The organism is Candidatus Pantoea rara (assembly GCF_051136265.1).
GTDB classification, from domain to species: Bacteria; Pseudomonadota; Gammaproteobacteria; order Enterobacterales; family Enterobacteriaceae; genus Pantoea; species Pantoea rara.
The window spans coordinates 288,608-305,404 of record NZ_CP194943.1; the positions used below are offsets into that span (position 1 = coordinate 288,608).

A 16,797-nucleotide genomic window follows, 5' to 3' on the forward strand; every position below is an offset into this window, starting at 1 on the left:
GCTCAGGCTGTTGCCGTCATCGCGATCGTAAGCGCTATTGATAACTAAGGCTTACATAGGCACTACGTTTGCCGCTGAAGGGCCTTTAGCGCCGTTTTCAATCGTGAATTCGACCTGCTGGCCTTCGTCCAGAGTTTTATAATCGTTGCTCTGGATTGCAGAGAAATGTACGAATACATCTTTGCTGCCGTCCTGAGGAGAAATAAAACCGAAACCTTTACCAGCGTCAAACCATTTTACTAAACCAGTCATTTTATTAGACATCGATATTTCCTTAATTTATGAGCCACTACGTGGCGAAGATGGCCTGTCTTTCAGAAGGTAACTTACCAGGCTTTTAGGAGGAGACTCACAAAGAAAGGGTATCTAGAGATATCGCTTGCACTGAGGACTGCTTTACTAAAACTGCTTTGATAAGGTCTGTGTTCCAAACCGATGACGCTATTAAGCCACGCCTTACCTATTTTAGCAAACATTATTTTAATTTAATTTTAACATCCGGACGTCCGGAGCGCTCTGATTGATTTTTTTTTCATTCATTCTGTCCTTTATTGATCCCTTTATTCCCTGATTATTTAACACGTAACGAATGAAGCAAAATGAAAAATAACCGACCATGGATTAACCCTACCTGAAACGCAAAAAACCCGCACAAGGCGGGTTTTCATTAATTATCAATTTCACGCTTACCTGATCAGGCTATTGCCGTTATCATTTTCGTAAGCGTTATTGATAATTAAGACTTACATAGGGACTACGTTTGCTGCTGAAGGACCTTTAGCGCCGTTTTCAATCGTGAATTCGACCTGTTGACCTTCGTCCAGAGTTTTATAATCGTTGCTCTGGATTGCAGAGAAATGTACGAATACATCTTTGCTGCCGTCCTGAGGAGAAATAAAACCGAAACCTTTACCAGCATCAAACCATTTTACTAAACCAGTCATTTTATTAGACATCGATATTTCCTTAATTTATGAGCCACTACGTGGCGAAGATGGCCTGTCTTTCAGAAGGTAACTTACCAGGCTTTTAGGAGGAGACTCACAAAGAAAGGGTATCTAGAGATATCGCTTGCACTGAGGGCTGCTTTACTAAAACTGCTTTGATAAGGTCTGTGTTCCAAACCGATGGCGCTATTAAGCCATGCCCGATCGACTTTGGCAAACATTATTTAATTTAATTCAAACATCCGGACGTCCGGACCCCCCTTATTGATTTGCCTGTGCTTTTTATATTCCGGCGTCGGAAAAGGATAATCATCACTGAACGGTCAGAGAATAAAATCACGGCGCTCAATCGTTGTTGAAAAACTATACGGCGCATTTCCCATAACGCGCAGCGATAAACAGTATCGCTGCGCCCTGCTTTTTCACTGTCAGGCAAGTTGAGCCTGCTGACGGGCGGCATGTCGCGCCGTCATCACAAAAACCATAAGACCGGCAACACCCAGCGCAACGCCCACCCAGGCAGTAGAAATCCACCCGTAGCCCAGCGACACCGTCAGGCCACCGAGATATGCACCCATTGCATTGGCAATGTTCAGCGCCGAGTGGTTCATCGCGGCTGCCAGGGTTTGCGAATCATTGGCAACATCCATCAGGCGAATCTGCAGGGACGGCAGCAACACCGAGCAGGTGCCGATCAGGAAGGTCGCCAGCAGTCCGGTTGCCACATGCTGAACCAGCACCGGGAAAGCCAGCATTACCAGCACGTTCCATAACAGCGTCCAGCCAATAATGTTCAGCGCCGAACCATCAGCCAGACGGCCGCCGACCAGATTACCGATGATCATCCCCAGCCCAAACGCCACCATCGCCCAGGGGATCAGCGAGGGAGCGATGCCCGCAATGTTAATCAGCGTCGGCGCGATATAACTGAAGATAGCAAACATGCCGCCAAAACCCACTGCACCCACCAGCAGGGTCAGCAGCACCTGTGAATTTTTCAGCGCGCCCAGTTCACGCAGCGGATGCGCATCTGCATCGCCAGCCGTGTAAGGCACATAGCGGCCAATCAGCAGACAGGTGAGCAGACCAATCGCGCCGACAAAGGTGAACACCACGTGCCAGCTGAAAAGCTGGCCTATCCAGGAGCCCAGCGGCACGCCAATCAGCGTCGCGACGGTCAGTCCCAGCATCAGCGATGCCAGCGCACGACCACGCCGTTCAATCGGCACCAGTGAAGCCGCCACCAGCGACGCGACGCCAAAATAAGCGCCATGCGGCAGGCCGGTGAGAAAGCGCGCTACCAGCAGGCCGTGATAGCTATCAGCCATCGCGCTGGCGACATTGCCGATGCTGAACAGCGCCATCAGGATCAGCAGCAGTGACTTACGCGCCATGCGCGCCGCCAGTACCGCAATAAACGGTGCACCTACCACAACGCCCAGCGCGTAACTGGCGATGGCGTTGCCTGCCTGCGGTTCGGTAATCGCCAGAGAACGTGATACATCCGGCAGCAGGCCCATCATGATGAACTCACCGGTACCAATGCCAAAGCCGCCCAGCGCAAGGGCCAGCAATGCCCAGCGTACAAAACCGGCATCGTCGGTTTTATGATTTTTTCTTAACACAATTGATTCCCAATGGCCTGAGCTGAAAGAACGGAAGTGAGCCGGAGGGAGAAAGCAGAACGTGTTCCCGTCCGGATGAAGCGGTCAGACTATAAAAAGGAAGAACACGCTTAGCAACCCATTTTGTGATCAGGCGCACACTTGAGACTGCAACAGCGAAAGCTTTAATCCGTGCAGCTCTGGCGCAAATTGCGCGGTGTCAGTTCACAATCCTGAGAGGTCATCAGGGTGTGTGTCAGGAATGTCTGCTTAACTCGTCGGCTAGCGTTAACTGACGTAACCGGACACTTAACAGGACTCAGCAGATGACGACCAGAGTTATTCTTCTTACCGGTGCCAGCGGGCGAATCGGCCGGACGTTCTTTGCAGCCAGCCAGAATCGCTACCGTTTTATCCTGACCGATCGGCGGGAGCCGGACTACGCAATCCCTGTCCCCCACCGTTTTGTCGTGGCGGATCTGTCACAACCTGATACAGCGGCGACGTTACTGGCCGAAGAGCCTGTCGATACGGTCATCCACCTTGCCGGTATCCCTGATGCACAGGCCAGTTTCGACGATTTGTTGCCGGCGAATATCCTCTCCACCACCTGGTTACTCAAGGCAGCAGCCGAACATCGCTGTCGTCGTCTGGTCTTTGCCAGCAGTGCACAGACTATTGAAGGCTATCCGAAAGATGTGCAGATCCATCCCGGCATGGCCGTTTCACCTGCGAATCTCTATGGTGTTACCAAATGTTATGGTGAAGCGCTCTGCGCTTTCTATGCCACCCAGCATGGTCTGAGTAGCGTGGCACTAAGAATCGGGGCGTTTGAACCGGCACTGGATAACCGCCAGCATACTGCACGGGATTACAGCGCCTGGCTCAGTCCCGATGATGCTGTCAGATTGCTGAGCGGTGCTGTCGAGGCAGAGAACATAGCCTTCTTTATTGGCTACGGCATTTCCGATAACCGTTTCAAACGCTTTGATCTGACACAGACGCGTGAGGTATTGGGCTATACACCGTCTGATAACGCATTCCGGACATTCAGGCCGGGTGAACTGGATTATTAAACCGTGCCGAACTGTAGCCGGGTTGTCGCGCTGACAATCCATACCCGCCGGCGAGTCCGGCGGGAGTTTCATTGTGACTGCCAGAGACTGAATCCAGACTTACTATGGCCGCAAGCAGGCCACTCATTGCGAGCCTGTATTTACCCGGCGGCCAATGTCTTTCAGCTGTGAATATTTCTCCAGCAGCTGTGGACCATCATCCAGGCTCATAGCAAACATCCACATATAGGTCATGACCGAATAGATGTGACCCGCATCGGTGCCGCCACGGCCTGACATCACCGCGATAGTGACAGCAAACAGCAGCGCCGCGACGCTACCGATCGCCAGATAACCACACGCTTCCCGATCGGAGAGGCGGATCCGCAGGCTGGCCAGCACGCCATAGTGACGGCCCAGAGACGCGGCGTTTGCGTTGCTGACAAAACTCACCTCTTTCTCCAGCCGGTTATTCAGACGACCAAAGAGCGCGTCATTTTTGCGGGTAAAACCCGGCAGGAAACAGGCGAAGAACAACAGGATCGCCAGGCAGCCTGCGCCGGTCCAGAACTCGATAGCCATCAGCATCACGGCGGCACCGGTCATCGACGCCAGCGACGTGATCAGCACCGGCAGATGCTTCTCGAAAAAGTCGACAAACTCCCGTGACAACGCCACTCGTGCGGCAATGGTAGATGCGCTGTGGTTTTCGCTACGCTGCGCCACAATTACCGGCACGGCCAGCTCAGCGTAGATGCGGGCAAAGGTGCGGGTATCCACGCTGCGTCGTGCTGCGCCGATGGCCCACATGGTAAAGACCATCGCCGCATAGAGTACCGCGTGCCATGTCCTGCCGGAGATGATCGCATTGATCGCAAACCCCGCCAGCAGCGGATAGAGGAGATACATGACATTTTCCGCCACCACCAGCAGCAGTGTAAGGAACAGCTTGCGGCTATGGCGACGGCCGAGCATTTTTAATGTCAGAATAGCGCTGCGGGGAGCCGCAACAGTAAGGATCGTTTTTGAGGAATGCATAGTTTCTGTTTCTGATATCATCATTCTTGAGCGGTTGCTCAAGTATAAAAAGCAGTCTATTTGAGCAACCGCTCAAAGTCAACGTGACCGTTATTGGGAGAATAATGAAAGAGTCAGCTGAAGCACTGAGAATCAAAATACTGGATGCAGCGATAGTGCTGTTTATCGAAAAAGGGATCGAAAAAGTCACCACCCGGGAACTCACCGAGTCCGTGGGGATTTCGCGCAGTCGTATCTACCACTATTTCAGTAACTGGCAGACGCTCTGCCTGGCGGCACTGGAGCGTTTTATGCGAGTGGATTTCGAAGCGTTTGCTGACTCCCTGACGCTGCTCACGCCCCGCCAGCGTTTACTCACGCTGTTTGAAAGCCATCTGCCGAGCGCACCCGATGCGACCTGGCAACTCTATGCCTCGTTCTGGCAGACCGCTGCCCACAATAAAGCCTATGCTACGCTGGCCGATGAGATGACAACGGTGTGGCAGGGTCTGGTGGAAGGCATTATTCGTGACGGCGTCACGGATAATACGTTTAACTGTGCTGATGTGCCTCGCACTGCCAGGCAGATCAGCGCCATGCTCAACGGCTATGCCGACCTGCTGACCATCAATCCTTCCGAAAAGAAAGCATGTGAGGCACTGGCAGACTTAAATCAATTTATTGATATTGTCCTGTCATAAAACCGATTACCCGGTTTATTAACGTCACGAGACCGGCCAGATATTAATTAAATGTTAATGAAAGGTTTATTATTTTAATTATTGTGCGCTTTTTGCCCGCAATAAATGCAGCTTCGGCAGTTAAACTGACTTATGCTTTTTCCGTCTGAAAAGTCCCCTTTTTGATAGCGTTTTTTGCGGGAAACAGCTGTTTACACAGATTATTATCATTGATTTAGCGCAAGGTTAATCGGGTAAGTTGGTGTTTTTACGCCATTAATTAGAAAACCATGAGCGAAGCGGCAAGAATGTACACGGTCACAAACCCATCAACTGATTGATTACTAAAGCAAAGAATCCGCTATCTGCCGATAAAATTAATCATTGAGTCGGACCTTAAAAACCCCTATATTGGCCGCGCTTTACACATAGCCACCCCTTTTAATTTATTTATTCAACTGTGACGCTACGCCCGTTACGGTTGTAGGAGAGATATGATGACGGATAAAGTCCGTATTGATAGTTTGAATGCACAGAACGTAAACGCAACCAACGAAACCTATTTAGCCCGTCAGGCTGAATTTGAATCAAACGTTCGCAGTTATCCTCGCAAATTGCCGTTCGCAATTGCGAAAGCTCAGGGCGTCTGGATCACTGACGTCGAGAATAATCAGTATCTCGACTGTCTTGCGGGTGCAGGAACGCTGGCACTGGGACATAACCATCCAGACGTTCTGCAGAGTATTCAACATGTCATTACCAGCGGCTTGCCGTTACATACTCTTGATTTAACTACGCCTTTAAAAGATGAGTTCTCTGAGTACCTGCTCTCCTTATTACCGGGCCAGGGCAAAGAGTACTGCCTGCAATTTACCGGCCCATCTGGAGCAGATGCCGTAGAAGCGGCGCTGAAACTGGCGAAAAAGCACACCGGCCGTTCCGGCATCATCAGCTTCTCTGGTGCATATCACGGTATGACCCACGGTGCCCTGTCGGTCACCGGCAATCTCTCTCCGAAAGAAGCCGTTGATGGCATGATGCCGGAAGTGCAGTTCATGCCTTATCCGCACCTCTATCGCTGCCCGCTGGGCATTGGCGGTGAAGCGGGCGTGAAAGCTCTGACTTACTACTTCGAAAACCTGATCAACGACGTTGAAAGCGGCGTTCGTAAACCAGCAGCCGTGATTCTGGAAGCAGTTCAGGGCGAAGGCGGTGTTAACCCGGCTCCGGCTGAGTGGCTGCAGCGCATCCGTAAAGTGACCAAAGAGCATGGCATTCTGCTGATTATCGACGAAGTCCAGGCGGGTATCGCCCGCACCGGTAAATTCTTCGCCTTTGAGCACGCGGGTATCGAACCAGACATCATTGTGATGTCCAAAGCGGTCGGCGGCGGTCTGCCACTGGCAGTGCTGGGCATTAAGAAAGAGTTCGACGCTTGGTCTCCGGGTCACCACACCGGCACCTTCCGGGGTAACCAGCTGGCAATGGCCACCGGCCTGACCACGCTGAAACTGCTGAAAGATAACAATATCGCTGACAAAGTTGCAGCACAGGGCGAATGGCTGAAAGGCAAACTGGGTGAGCTGCAACAGCGCTATCCGGTTATCGGCAATGTGCGCGGTCTGGGTCTGATGATCGGTATCGAGCTGGTTAAACCCGATGAAGCCGCTGACCACATGGGCAGTTTCCCGGCAGACGGCGAACTGTCTGCGCTGGTTCAGAAGAAATGTTTCGAGAACGGCCTGATTCTGGAGCGTGGCGGGCGTCACGGCAGCGTATTACGTTTGCTGCCTTCACTGCTGATCACGGATGCAGAACTTGATGTGTTTATGGATAAATTTGAAAACGCCCTGCTGTCAGCTGGCGTGAAACCAGTTTGAGTGGAGTGAATGCAATGTCCCGGTTAAACCCGATTCTGGCGGCCTCAGCACAGAGTACCGAGGCCTACCAGCAGGCGATTGCCCAGAGTAGTGCGGCTGTCGTCAAGTGGCTGGAACAACCTGAGATGTATCAGGGAAAAACCGTCGCAGAGCTGCGCGAGCGCATCACGCTGGACTTTAATCCTCAGGGCCTGGGTAACCAGGCTGCGATTGAACGCGCCATTGAGTACTTCCTTAAAGACAGCCTGTCGGTGCATCACCCACAGTGTGTGGCACACCTGCACTGTCCGAGCCTGGTCATCAGCCAGGCGGCGGAAGTGCTGATCAACGCCACCAACCAGAGCATGGATTCATGGGATCAGGCACCGTCTGCCACCCTGATTGAAATGAAGCTGATTGAATGGCTGCGTACCCAGGTAGGGTATCAGCCTGGCGACGCGGGCGTCTTCACCAGCGGCGGTACCCAGAGCAATCTGATGGGTCTGATGCTGGCGCGTGACGCCTGGTTTGCCCGTCAGGGACACTCTGTTCAGCAGGATGGTTTAACCGGCGATCTGAAGAAGATTAAAGTCTTCTGCTCAGAGAACGCACACTTCTCCGTTCAGAAGAACATGGCGCTGTTGGGTCTGGGTTATCAGTCTGTCACGCAGGTGAAATGTGACCGTTATGCCCGCATGGATATGGATGACCTGCGCCACAAGCTGGCCGCATCTAAAGCCAACGGCGAAAACATTCTGGCGATCGTTGCCACAGCCGGTACCACCGATGCCGGTGCGATCGATCCACTGCGTGAAATCGCGGCGCTGGCGGCGGAAGAGAACATCTGGGTGCACGTCGATGCGGCCTGGGGCGGCGCACTGCTGCTCTCAGAAAAGTATCGCGACTATCTGGATGGCATTGAGCTGGTGGATTCCATCACCCTCGACTTCCACAAGCAGTTCTTCCAGACCATCAGCTGTGGCGCTTTCCTGCTGAAGGAAGCGCGTCACTATGAACTGATGCGCTATCAGGCGGCTTACCTGAACTCTGAGTTCGATGAAGCCCAGGGCGTGCCGAATCTGGTGTCTAAATCGCTGCAGACCACCCGCCGTTTTGATGCACTGAAACTGTGGATGGGGCTGGAAGCGCTGGGTCAGAAGCAGTATGCCGAAATCATCGATCATGGTGTGACACTGGCACAACAGGTTGCACAATATGTTGATGAGCAGCCTGCACTGGAGCTGGTCATGAAGCCACAACTGGCCAGCGTGCTGTTCCGCTATCGTCCGGCACATCTGGGGCACTTCAGCAATGCAGATATCGCTCTGCTGAACCAGCGTATTGGTGATGCCCTGCTGGAATCAGGACGTGCTAACGTCGGTGTGACCGAGCATGATGGCGTAACCTGCCTGAAGATGACCCTGCTGAACCCGACGGTGACACTGGAAGATATCAAAGTGTTGCTGACGCTGGTCGAGACCACGGCACAACAGCTGGTGTAAACGCGCCAGGCTGATGGGTTGTACTGAATGAAAGGCTCCCTTGTGGAGCCTTTTTTTTTGGTTTTCGCCTGGAGGTCTGACACGCGGAACTCAATGTACTGCTGCCATCGACAAATGAATGTAAATAAAAGCATACAGAAAAAATTCAGCGCTTTAGCTTGCAAGAGTGACATAAAATAATGATTTTGAATAAAATAGCAGTCATTGCCACGGAATAAACCACAAAATAATGGACGTTTATGTGGCGCAAACCCCAATTAAGGATCTGATAAATGCGCAGGATGACAACACTTACAATAGGATTACTGGCTGCCACCTCTCTTTCAACCGGCCTTGCAACCGCCGCACAGCCTTTAGCGACGCTTGCGCCCTATCCTCAGGCAGAGAAAGGCAGTATTCGACAGGTCATTGAGTTGCCGACACGTCAGAATGAATCGTCTTATAAGATTGAGCTGTTAATAGGCCGGACACTTGAAGTGGACTGTAACCAGCACGTCCTCGCTGGACAGTTGCAGGTCGGAACCGTACAGGGCTGGGGCTACGATTACTTTGTCTTTAAGACCCCAGAAAAAGCAGACGCTGCCATGACAATGTCGACAATGATGGCCTGCCCCGACGGTAACAAAAGGAAGAAGTTTGTGACGGCTAACCTGGGCACCGCTGGCATGCTGAATTACAACAGTAAGCTGCCGATCGTGGTCTATACCCCGGCGAATGTAGAGGTTAAGTATCGCACCTGGAAAGCAGGTGAAACGGGGAGCGCTCAGCAGAAATAACCGCGGGCTGCTATTGATTAATGTCTCTCGCCCTCAAGGCAGGTGCTCATTGACCTGCCTTAAATCAGCAGACCGCCCTCTGTTCTCTCCAGCTTGCTCATACTTCATTCCTCTGTTCACCGCCTGACGGCACATTAACACCTGCCATATGTCATGTAATATCGCGCTTATCAGTGCGCTGGAGGCTCGTCCAGTAGCCGCAAATGGTCATCTTTGTGCAGCGTCATCAGTGCCATAATACTCACCAGCGCTGTCGCCATCACATACCAGGCGGGAATATCGGGATTACCCGTCTCTTTTATCAGCCCGGTGATGATTAATCCGGCGCAGCCGGAAAATACCGCATTGGAGAGTGAATAGGCCAGTCCCAGCCCGGTGTAGCGTACGCGCGTCGGGAACATCTCGGCCAGCATCGCGGGACCCGGTCCTGCCAGCAAGCCGACCACTCCGCCCGCGACAAACACCACCAGCGCTTTTAACAGCAGGCCGGAACTTTCTGACTGCAGCACATTGAGCAGCGGCAAAGAGAGCACCAGCAACAGTACCGCTGCGGAGACCATCACCGTACGGCGGCCAATCCTGTCGCTCAGCATTCCAGCCGGGATAATGGTGGCGGCGAAGCCGAGGTTGGATATCACCGCAATCAGCAGCGCCTGATTAAAGCCAGTGTGCAGCGACGCCTGCAGGTAAGTCGGCATGATCACCAGCCACGTGTAACCCGCTGCCGACCACACCATCAGTCGGCAGATGCCCAGCAGAATCGTTTTTAGCGTGTCGCCCAGGCTGGCATCAACTTTTGCTACAGGTTGCGCCTGTTGCTGAATAAATGCCGGCGTCTCCTCCATCTGCATCCGTAGCCAGAGCGCCAGAACGCCCAGCGGCAGCGCGACAAAGAACGGGATGCGCCAGCCCCAGCTCAGCATCTGCTCCGGCGTCAGCAGCACAGAGAGCAGCGCGACAATGCCCGCACCGGCCAGCAAACCCAGCGCGACGGTAAAGGATTGCCACGCGCCATACAGACCCCGCTTGCCGCGCGGCGCAAATTCCGTCATGAGTGAAACCGCCCCGCCATACTCGCCCCCGGCGAAAAGCCCCTGCAGGATACGCAGACCGGTCACGATCAGCGGCGCCAGGATGCCCGACTGCGCGTAAGTGGGAACCAAACCGATTGCTGCCGTCGCCAGCGTCATCATGATCAATACAAAGATCAGCGTGGGTTTGCGCCCGATGCGATCGCCCATCCGGCCAAAGATGATCGCACCAAGTGGACGGAAGAAAAAGGCGATAGCAAATGAGGCATAGGTCAGCAGCAGCCCGGTCAGCGCCGATTCCCCTTCCAGCCGGAAGAAGTTCTGCGCAATAACGGTAGCCAGAAAGCCATAAACCGCGAACTCATACCATTCAATGAAATTCCCTACTGAACCGGCAAGCAGAGCACGTTTACGGCTGGCGGAGCTGAGCAGATTATCGGCGGGTACCGTCATAGCAGGCGATCCTTTTTGTCGCATCATCAGTTGCTTATGATTACCACACTCGCTGCATGCCTGCGCGCTATTCTGCCCGTCGCGTTAACCCCGACACATAAAAGTCGCGCTGATGCGTCGCTGGTGAGCTTTTTCACCTTCAGTCCTTGCACAACCGCTTTACGGTTGTCAGGATGTGCGGCATTGACTGAATCAGGCGGATAGATGATGAACGCACACACCTCAAAAGATCCTCTGCATGGCGTAACGCTGGAGATGCAGATTAACAGTTTAGTCGCGCAGTATGGCTGGGCGGAGCTGGGAAAACGGATCAATATTAACTGCTTTAAAAGCGATCCCAGTGTTAAATCGAGCCTGAAGTTTTTACGTCGTACGCCCTGGGCGCGGGCTGAAGTTGAAGCGCTTTATCTCGACTCGTTAAGCGCGCAAGCCGCAACGCGTGAAGAACCGGCAGACACCGATCAGTCTCCTGCTGACGATCCCTGGGGCAACTGGCGCGATAAAACGCCGGAGTGACACCGATAAAGCGGCAATAAAAAAGCCCGCGCAGGTTAACCTGTGCGGGCTTTTTTTTTACATCAGGTCGCTGTTACAGCGCCATATCGTGTTTCGCTGAAGGCGCAGCTTTCTCAGGCTGTGCAGCCGGCGCGTCTGCGGTTTTGCCTTCCATGTTGATCACTGGTGGCGTTGTCAGCTGCAGAGTTGCAGCGGTCTCATTCCAGACCTGCTGCAGCAATGGCACATTGTCATTCAGTTTCTGACCGTAGCCCGGAATCATCTTGTGGATTTTTGCCTGCCATTCAGGTGACTTAAACTCTTCCGGGAACAGTTTCTGCATCACGCTCAGAGAGATCGGCGCGGCGGTTGATGCACCAGGAGAAGCACCCAGCAGCGCAGCGACAGTTTTCTGCTGATCGGTCACAATTTCTGTACCCAGTTTCAGCACGCCACCTTTGTCAGCATCTTTCTTGATGATCTGAACACGCTGACCAGCCTGAATCAGTTTCCAGTCCTCTTTCTTCGCGTCCGGATAGTACTCTTTCAACGCTTCGAAACGGTCTTCTTCCGTCAGCATCACCTGACCCACCAGGTATTTCACCAGGTCGAAGTTATCCATACCCACATCGGTCATCGGCACGATGTTATGGGTGGTGGTGGTGCTCAGCAGATCAAACAGTGAACCATTTTTCAGGAACTTAGTTGAGAAAGTCGCGAACGGTCCGAACAGCACGACGCGTTTGCCATCCAGATAACGGGTATCCAGATGCGGAACGGACATTGGCGGTGCACCCGTTGATGCCTGACCATAAACTTTCGCCAGGTGACGATCGGCAATCGCTTTGTTCTCGGTAACCAGGAATGAACCGCCCACCGGGAAGCCTGCATAGTTATCTGCTTCCGGAATGCCGGTTTTCTGCAGTAATTTCAGCGCGCCGCCGCCAGCACCGATAAAGACATATTTCGCATCAACAGCACGTTCGTTGCCGTTTTTGGCGTCTTTAATAGTGACATGCCAGGAGTTGTCGCCGTTACGTTTGAAGTCAGTGACCTCAGACGAGGTTTCCAGACGGAAGTTATCATTCTTTTTCAGGCTGCCGATCAACTGACGGGTGATTTCACCGTAGTTAACGTCAGTACCCACTGGCGTCCAGGTCGCAGCCACTTTCTGCTGGGGATCACGACCTTCCATGACCAGCGGTGCCCACTGCGCGATCTGCTTGTGATCGGTAGAGAACTTCATGCCCTGGAACAGCGCGGTTTTCTGCAGCGCAGCATAGCGTTTGGTCAGGAAGTCGACGTTGTCGCCCCAGACAAAGCTCATATGTGGCGTTGAGTTGATGAAAGAGCGCGGATCGTGCATCACGCCCTCTTTAATCTGTGAACTCCAGAACTGGCGTGAAATCATGAACGCTTCGTTGATTTCCAGCGCTTTAGAAACGTCGATAGAACCGTCTTTACGCTCAGGCGTATAGTTCAGCTCCATGTTGGCAGAGTGACCGGTACCGGCATTATTCCAGCCGTTAGAGGATTCCAGTGCCACGCCATCCAGCTTCTCAACCATGATCTGTTTCCAGCCAGGCTGCAGCTCTTCCAGCATGGTGCCCATTGAGGCGCTCATAATGCCGCCGCCAATTAACAGGACGTCAGTTTTTTCTGGTGAGGTTTCAGCATGGAGGGCTGAAGAAACTAACAGGGCCGCGAGGGAAAGGGTGGGAATAACTTTCTTTGAATTCATCATTTAATCTACAGCTCAGACGGTACTGGTTAAAAAAAGTCCTCAAAGTTTAAAATAATGTTATTTATGAGTTAATGTGAAAATAGTTATAAAATTAAAAATAGCAATTTAGCCTTATTTTAATTACAAAAGGCTTACCGAATTAATTTCATATTTTAACCACACATTAAGGGTGTCCTTTGAATTATACAATCCCCTAACACAAATATTGTTAACGGGCGATCGCCCACGCGCAGCCCGCTAAAACTGTACTGATGCGGTGAGTTAGCGTATGTTTTCCGGCGATCTCCCACCCGCGCTGAACATCCATGAAAAGCCAACCACAGAAACGACATGCCGTGACTAAACGACCCATGAAACTCAGTACCCTGACCTCGCTGATGATGACTGCGGTTATCATCACCGTTCTGGTCGCTGTCCATCTGCTCTACTTCGTGCAGATTGATAACTTTGCGCAGTCGCATCTCAAAGACAAGGCGATGGCGGTCGCACGAACGCTGGCAGACACACCAGAAGTACAGCGTGGTTTACTGTTGCAGGATGGCAGCAGTCAGATTCAGCCACTGGCTGAAGCGGCGCGCAAGCGCAATGGCCTGCTGTTTGTGGTGGTCACAGATATGAAGGGTATTCGATTCTCCCACCCGAACCCGGCGGTGATCGGCAAACATTTTGTCGGCAACGATATCTATCCGGCTCTCGGTGGTCGGGAAAATGTGGCGGTCAATCATGGCGTTCTGGTGGAGGCACTGCGGGTGTTTACACCGGTCTATGACGCACAGCATCAGCAGATCGGTGTGGTGGCGATCGGCATCGCGCTGAATGATGTGGCGGCGCAGATTGCTAAAAGTCGCTGGAATATCGTCTGGACCGTCTTATTTGGTGGTCTTGTGGGCATGCTGGGTATTTTTATTCTGGTCAGGCGACTCAAAACCATCTTACTTGGGCTGGAGCCGCACGAAATTTCCAGCTTGTTCGAGCAGCGACAGGCGATTCTTAATTCGATTAAAGAGGGTGTGATTGCGGTCGATGATCAATCGCGTGTCAGCCTGATCAACCACGCGGCGCAACAGTTGCTGCATGAGACCACGCGCAAAATGCCATTAAGCGGCGATCTGATTGCCGAAGAGAGCGTGATGCACCGGCATCAGCAGGATGCCCTGCATGCGGGTAAAGCCTGGCACGATCAGGAGCTGACGCTGGGTAACCGCATTTTGATCAGTAACACCGTGCCGGTTCGCAGCCGTGACCGCATTATTGGCGCGGTGACCACTTTCAGAGACAAGACCGAGATCAGCCAGCTGATGCAGCGTCTGGACGGCATGGTAAACTATGTAGACGCGTTACGTGAGCGGTCCCATGAATTCATGAACAAGCTGCATGTGATTCTGGGCCTGCTGCATATGAAAAATTATGCACAAATGGAAGAGTACATTCTGAAAACGGCCAACGCTTATCAGACGGAGATTGGTTCGCTGATGCAGAAGATCAAATCGCCGGTCATTGCCGGCTTTCTGCTCAGCAAAATCAATCGGGTGACCGATGAAGGCCATCAGCTGATTATTGATGAAGCGAGTTTTCTGCCTGATTGCGGCAGCGAGGCGCAGAATGCCGTCCTGATCACCGTGCTGGGCAATTTAATTGAAAATGCGCTTGAGGCGCTGGACCCGGAAACCGAAGGGGAAATTCACCTCATGCTGCATTATCAGAATGGCTGGTTAGCCTGCGAAGTGAGTGATGACGGGCCAGGTATCGACAGCACACAGCTCAGCGCCATTTTTGAGCGTGGCGTCTCGTCGAAAGGCGATGATCGCGGTGTCGGATTGTTTCTGGTTAAGCAACAAACAGAAAGCCTGGGCGGCAGCGTCAGTGTTGAGTCAGAACCGGGTGTATTCACCCAATTCTTAGTGCAACTTCCGTGGGAGAGAGGAATGATTACCCAATGATCAATGTGTTAGTTGTCGATGATGACGCTATGGTAGCCGAGCTGAACCGCTGCTATATCGGGCAGATCCCAGGCTTTACCTGCTGCGGCACCGCCTCAACCTTACAGCAGGCTAAGGAGCGGCTGGCGCTGGATGAGCCACAGGTTGATTTGATCCTGCTGGATATTTATATGCAGCAGGAAAACGGGCTCGACCTGCTACCGGAACTGCGCAGCGCAGGTCGTCCGGTCGACGTGATTATTATCTCGTCAGCCGCCGATGCCGCCACCATCAAAACCTCACTCAACTATGGCGTAGTAGATTATCTGATCAAGCCTTTCCAGTTTGCCCGCTTCGAAGAGGCGCTGACCGGCTGGCGACAGAAGAAATCGCTAATGGATAATCATCAGTTCTACCAGCAGTCAGACGTTGATCAGCTGTTACATGGTAATCCGCCAGGCGCCAACGAGCAGAAACGTCTGCCGAAAGGATTAACGCCACAGACGCTTCGCACACTGTGCCTGTGGATCGATGCGCATCCGGGCAGCGAGTTTTCTACCGATGAACTGGCAACGGAAGTAAATATCTCCCGCGTCTCCTGCCGCAAATATCTGATCTGGCTGGCGCAGATTAATATTCTGTTCACCAGCATTCACTATGGCGTCACGGGCCGTCCGGTTTACCGCTATCGGCTGCAGCCGGAGTATCACACTCTGCTCAAACAATACTGTCAGTGAACCAGCTGGTAATCGGCGTCCAGTAACTGAAATGAAAAGTGACGTTGTGACGAGCAGATCACCTGCCTGTCACGGGTCACAAAAATCGCTTCAATGCCACGTTTATCAGCCAGGCAGGCAATCCCCTTTTCGACGCCCAGGCCATAGAGCAGCGTTGTGTAGATGTCGCCATCCAGTGATCGATCAGAGATCACGGTGACGCTCAGCAGATCATTATTCAGCGGATAACCGCTATGGGGATTGAGGATGTGATGATAACAGACGCCCTCAAGCTCGAAATAGCGTTCATAGATACCCGATGTCACCACCGAGCGATTATTCACGCCAATCACCCCAATCAGCTCATCAGCCTCACCAAAAGGTTTTTTCAGGCCGATTGCCCAGCCCGCTTCATCGGGTGGCGCGCCCACCGTCTGCACGTTTCCACCCAGATTAATCAACGCACTACTGACCTGCTGCTGGCGTAAAAACGCCTGAACAAGATCGGCGATATACCCTTTGGCGATGGCACCCAGGTCAATTTCCATCCCGGGCCTTGCCAGCATGACAGTGCGGTTTGCGGCATCCAGTATCACTTCATGCGGATTCGTCAGCGCCATGCGCGCCTGAAGCTCGGTTTCCGAGGGAACGCTGTGGCCCTGAAAGCCAATCTTCCAGCACTTCACCAGCGGGCCGATAGCCAGGTTGAACAGGCTGTCCGGGAGTAAGCTCACCGCATGCGCGCAGGCAATCAAATCAAAAACTGGCTGGCTGACGATGACCGGATGCTGCCCTGCCGCGTGGTTAATTTCCATCACTTCAGACGCCGCGCGGTTAACCGTCAGGAGATTTTCCTGCTGTTTAATCAGGCGGAAAACCTGTCCGGCCAGCGTCTGGTTGTCATCGAAAAGTTTAAGCAGAATGGGCGACCCCATTAAGACAGCGGAGTAAGCATAGACACGCGCATCAGTTAACATAGGCGACTCTGCTTTTAAAAGG

The 16,797-nt window shown here is 52.7% G+C and carries 15 protein-coding genes; 8 read left to right on the forward strand and 7 right to left on the reverse strand.

The window, feature by feature from the left end; genetic code table 11:
- Window positions 1-51: 51 nt before the first annotated feature.
- The 3 genes from cspE (ACR8BF_RS19825) to ACR8BF_RS19835 form a co-directional block, all read right to left on the reverse strand.
- A complete protein-coding gene (gene cspE / locus ACR8BF_RS19825; protein ID WP_003855207.1) occupies window positions 52-264 on the reverse strand; it encodes a transcription antiterminator/RNA stability regulator CspE in 213 nt (70 codons plus the stop codon).
- A 479-nt stretch (window positions 265-743) separates the two neighbouring features.
- The gene (gene cspE / locus ACR8BF_RS19830; protein ID WP_003855207.1) at window positions 744-956 is read right to left on the reverse strand and encodes a transcription antiterminator/RNA stability regulator CspE; all 213 of its coding nucleotides are present in this window, start codon (window positions 954-956) and stop codon (window positions 744-746) included.
- 419 nt (window positions 957-1,375) lie between these two features.
- Window positions 1,376-2,572, reverse strand: a complete 1,197-nt coding sequence (locus ACR8BF_RS19835) for an MFS transporter (RefSeq protein ID WP_313552733.1) — start codon at window positions 2,570-2,572, stop codon at window positions 1,376-1,378.
- 305 nt (window positions 2,573-2,877) lie between these two features.
- On the opposite strand from ACR8BF_RS19835, the gene ACR8BF_RS19840 reads away from it, so the two are divergent.
- Complete coding sequence (locus ACR8BF_RS19840; RefSeq protein ID WP_434745984.1) at window positions 2,878-3,627, forward strand: NAD-dependent epimerase/dehydratase family protein; 750 nt, start codon at window positions 2,878-2,880, stop codon at window positions 3,625-3,627.
- Between the two features lie 123 nt (window positions 3,628-3,750).
- Here the strand turns inward: ACR8BF_RS19840 and ACR8BF_RS19845 are convergent, their stop codons facing one another.
- A complete protein-coding gene (locus ACR8BF_RS19845) occupies window positions 3,751-4,644 on the reverse strand; it encodes an ABC transporter six-transmembrane domain-containing protein (protein ID WP_434745985.1) in 894 nt (297 codons plus the stop codon).
- Window positions 4,645-4,748: 104 nt separating this feature from the next.
- On the opposite strand from ACR8BF_RS19845, the gene ACR8BF_RS19850 reads away from it, so the two are divergent.
- The 4 genes from ACR8BF_RS19850 (at window position 4,749) to eco (ending at window position 9,440) form a co-directional block, all read left to right on the forward strand.
- Window positions 4,749-5,324: a TetR/AcrR family transcriptional regulator gene (locus ACR8BF_RS19850; RefSeq protein ID WP_434745986.1), complete on the forward strand. Its 576-nt coding sequence runs from the start codon at window positions 4,749-4,751 to the stop codon at window positions 5,322-5,324.
- A gap of 473 nt (window positions 5,325-5,797) precedes the next feature.
- Window positions 5,798-7,183 carry a diaminobutyrate--2-oxoglutarate transaminase gene (locus ACR8BF_RS19855; protein ID WP_179897869.1) on the forward strand — a complete coding sequence of 462 codons (1,386 nt, stop codon included), beginning with the start codon at window positions 5,798-5,800 and terminating at the stop codon, window positions 7,181-7,183.
- A 14-nt stretch (window positions 7,184-7,197) separates the two neighbouring features.
- Window positions 7,198-8,664: a pyridoxal phosphate-dependent decarboxylase family protein gene (locus ACR8BF_RS19860; protein ID WP_434745987.1), complete on the forward strand. Its 1,467-nt coding sequence runs from the start codon at window positions 7,198-7,200 to the stop codon at window positions 8,662-8,664.
- Between the two features lie 272 nt (window positions 8,665-8,936).
- Window positions 8,937-9,440 (forward strand): serine protease inhibitor ecotin, encoded by a 504-nt coding sequence (gene eco / locus ACR8BF_RS19865; RefSeq protein WP_434745988.1) that lies wholly within the window; start codon window positions 8,937-8,939, stop codon window positions 9,438-9,440.
- A gap of 170 nt (window positions 9,441-9,610) precedes the next feature.
- On the opposite strand, the gene ACR8BF_RS19870 is transcribed toward eco, so the two are convergent.
- Entirely contained in the window at window positions 9,611-10,924 is a 1,314-nt protein-coding gene (locus tag ACR8BF_RS19870) for an MFS transporter (protein ID WP_434745989.1), read from the reverse strand.
- Between the two features lie 207 nt (window positions 10,925-11,131).
- On the opposite strand from ACR8BF_RS19870, the gene ACR8BF_RS19875 reads away from it, so the two are divergent.
- Window positions 11,132-11,440, forward strand: coding sequence for a VF530 family DNA-binding protein (locus tag ACR8BF_RS19875; RefSeq protein ID WP_434746208.1), 309 nt, complete (start codon window positions 11,132-11,134; stop codon window positions 11,438-11,440).
- A gap of 73 nt (window positions 11,441-11,513) precedes the next feature.
- On the opposite strand, the gene mqo is transcribed toward ACR8BF_RS19875, so the two are convergent.
- The gene (mqo, locus tag ACR8BF_RS19880; RefSeq protein ID WP_179897875.1) at window positions 11,514-13,163 is read right to left on the reverse strand and encodes a malate dehydrogenase (quinone); all 1,650 of its coding nucleotides are present in this window, start codon (window positions 13,161-13,163) and stop codon (window positions 11,514-11,516) included.
- Between the two features lie 305 nt (window positions 13,164-13,468).
- Here mqo and ACR8BF_RS19885 point away from each other — a divergent pair, with 305 nt between their 5' ends.
- Both ACR8BF_RS19885 and dcuR read left to right on the forward strand, forming a co-directional pair.
- Window positions 13,469-15,103, forward strand: coding sequence for a sensor histidine kinase (locus ACR8BF_RS19885; RefSeq protein ID WP_434745990.1), 1,635 nt, complete (start codon window positions 13,469-13,471; stop codon window positions 15,101-15,103).
- A complete protein-coding gene (gene dcuR / locus ACR8BF_RS19890; RefSeq protein ID WP_179897879.1) occupies window positions 15,100-15,819 on the forward strand; it encodes a two-component system response regulator DcuR in 720 nt (239 codons plus the stop codon). Before ACR8BF_RS19885 ends, dcuR begins: the two co-directional genes overlap by 4 nt.
- On the opposite strand, the gene ACR8BF_RS19895 is transcribed toward dcuR, so the two are convergent.
- A complete protein-coding gene (locus tag ACR8BF_RS19895) occupies window positions 15,813-16,775 on the reverse strand; it encodes an FAD:protein FMN transferase (RefSeq protein WP_434745991.1) in 963 nt (320 codons plus the stop codon). The two genes, dcuR and ACR8BF_RS19895, sit on opposite strands and share 7 nt — an antisense overlap.
- Window positions 16,776-16,797: the final 22 nt, after the last annotated feature.

Bases quoted from the DNA above. Each gene is read 5' to 3' on its own strand.
- cspE (WP_003855207.1), bottom strand. From the start codon at position 264: ATGTCTAATAAAATGACTGGTTTAGTAAAATGGTTTGACGCTGGTAAA.
- ACR8BF_RS19870 (WP_434745989.1), bottom strand. From the start codon at position 10,924: ATGACGGTACCCGCCGATAATCTGCTCAGCTCCGCCAGCCGTAAACGT.
- ACR8BF_RS19860 (WP_434745987.1), top strand. From the start codon at position 7,198: ATGTCCCGGTTAAACCCGATTCTGGCGGCCTCAGCACAGAGTACCGAG.
- mqo (WP_179897875.1), bottom strand. From the start codon at position 13,163: ATGATGAATTCAAAGAAAGTTATTCCCACCCTTTCCCTCGCGGCCCTG.
- ACR8BF_RS19875 (WP_434746208.1), top strand. From the start codon at position 11,132: ATGAACGCACACACCTCAAAAGATCCTCTGCATGGCGTAACGCTGGAG.
- cspE (WP_003855207.1), bottom strand. From the start codon at position 956: ATGTCTAATAAAATGACTGGTTTAGTAAAATGGTTTGATGCTGGTAAA.
- eco (WP_434745988.1), top strand. From the start codon at position 8,937: ATGCGCAGGATGACAACACTTACAATAGGATTACTGGCTGCCACCTCT.
- ACR8BF_RS19850 (WP_434745986.1), top strand. From the start codon at position 4,749: ATGAAAGAGTCAGCTGAAGCACTGAGAATCAAAATACTGGATGCAGCG.
- ACR8BF_RS19845 (WP_434745985.1), bottom strand. From the start codon at position 4,644: ATGCATTCCTCAAAAACGATCCTTACTGTTGCGGCTCCCCGCAGCGCT.
- ACR8BF_RS19895 (WP_434745991.1), bottom strand. From the start codon at position 16,775: ATGTTAACTGATGCGCGTGTCTATGCTTACTCCGCTGTCTTAATGGGG.
- ACR8BF_RS19840 (WP_434745984.1), top strand. From the start codon at position 2,878: ATGACGACCAGAGTTATTCTTCTTACCGGTGCCAGCGGGCGAATCGGC.
- dcuR (WP_179897879.1), top strand. From the start codon at position 15,100: ATGATCAATGTGTTAGTTGTCGATGATGACGCTATGGTAGCCGAGCTG.
- ACR8BF_RS19885 (WP_434745990.1), top strand. From the start codon at position 13,469: ATGAAAAGCCAACCACAGAAACGACATGCCGTGACTAAACGACCCATG.
- ACR8BF_RS19855 (WP_179897869.1), top strand. From the start codon at position 5,798: ATGATGACGGATAAAGTCCGTATTGATAGTTTGAATGCACAGAACGTA.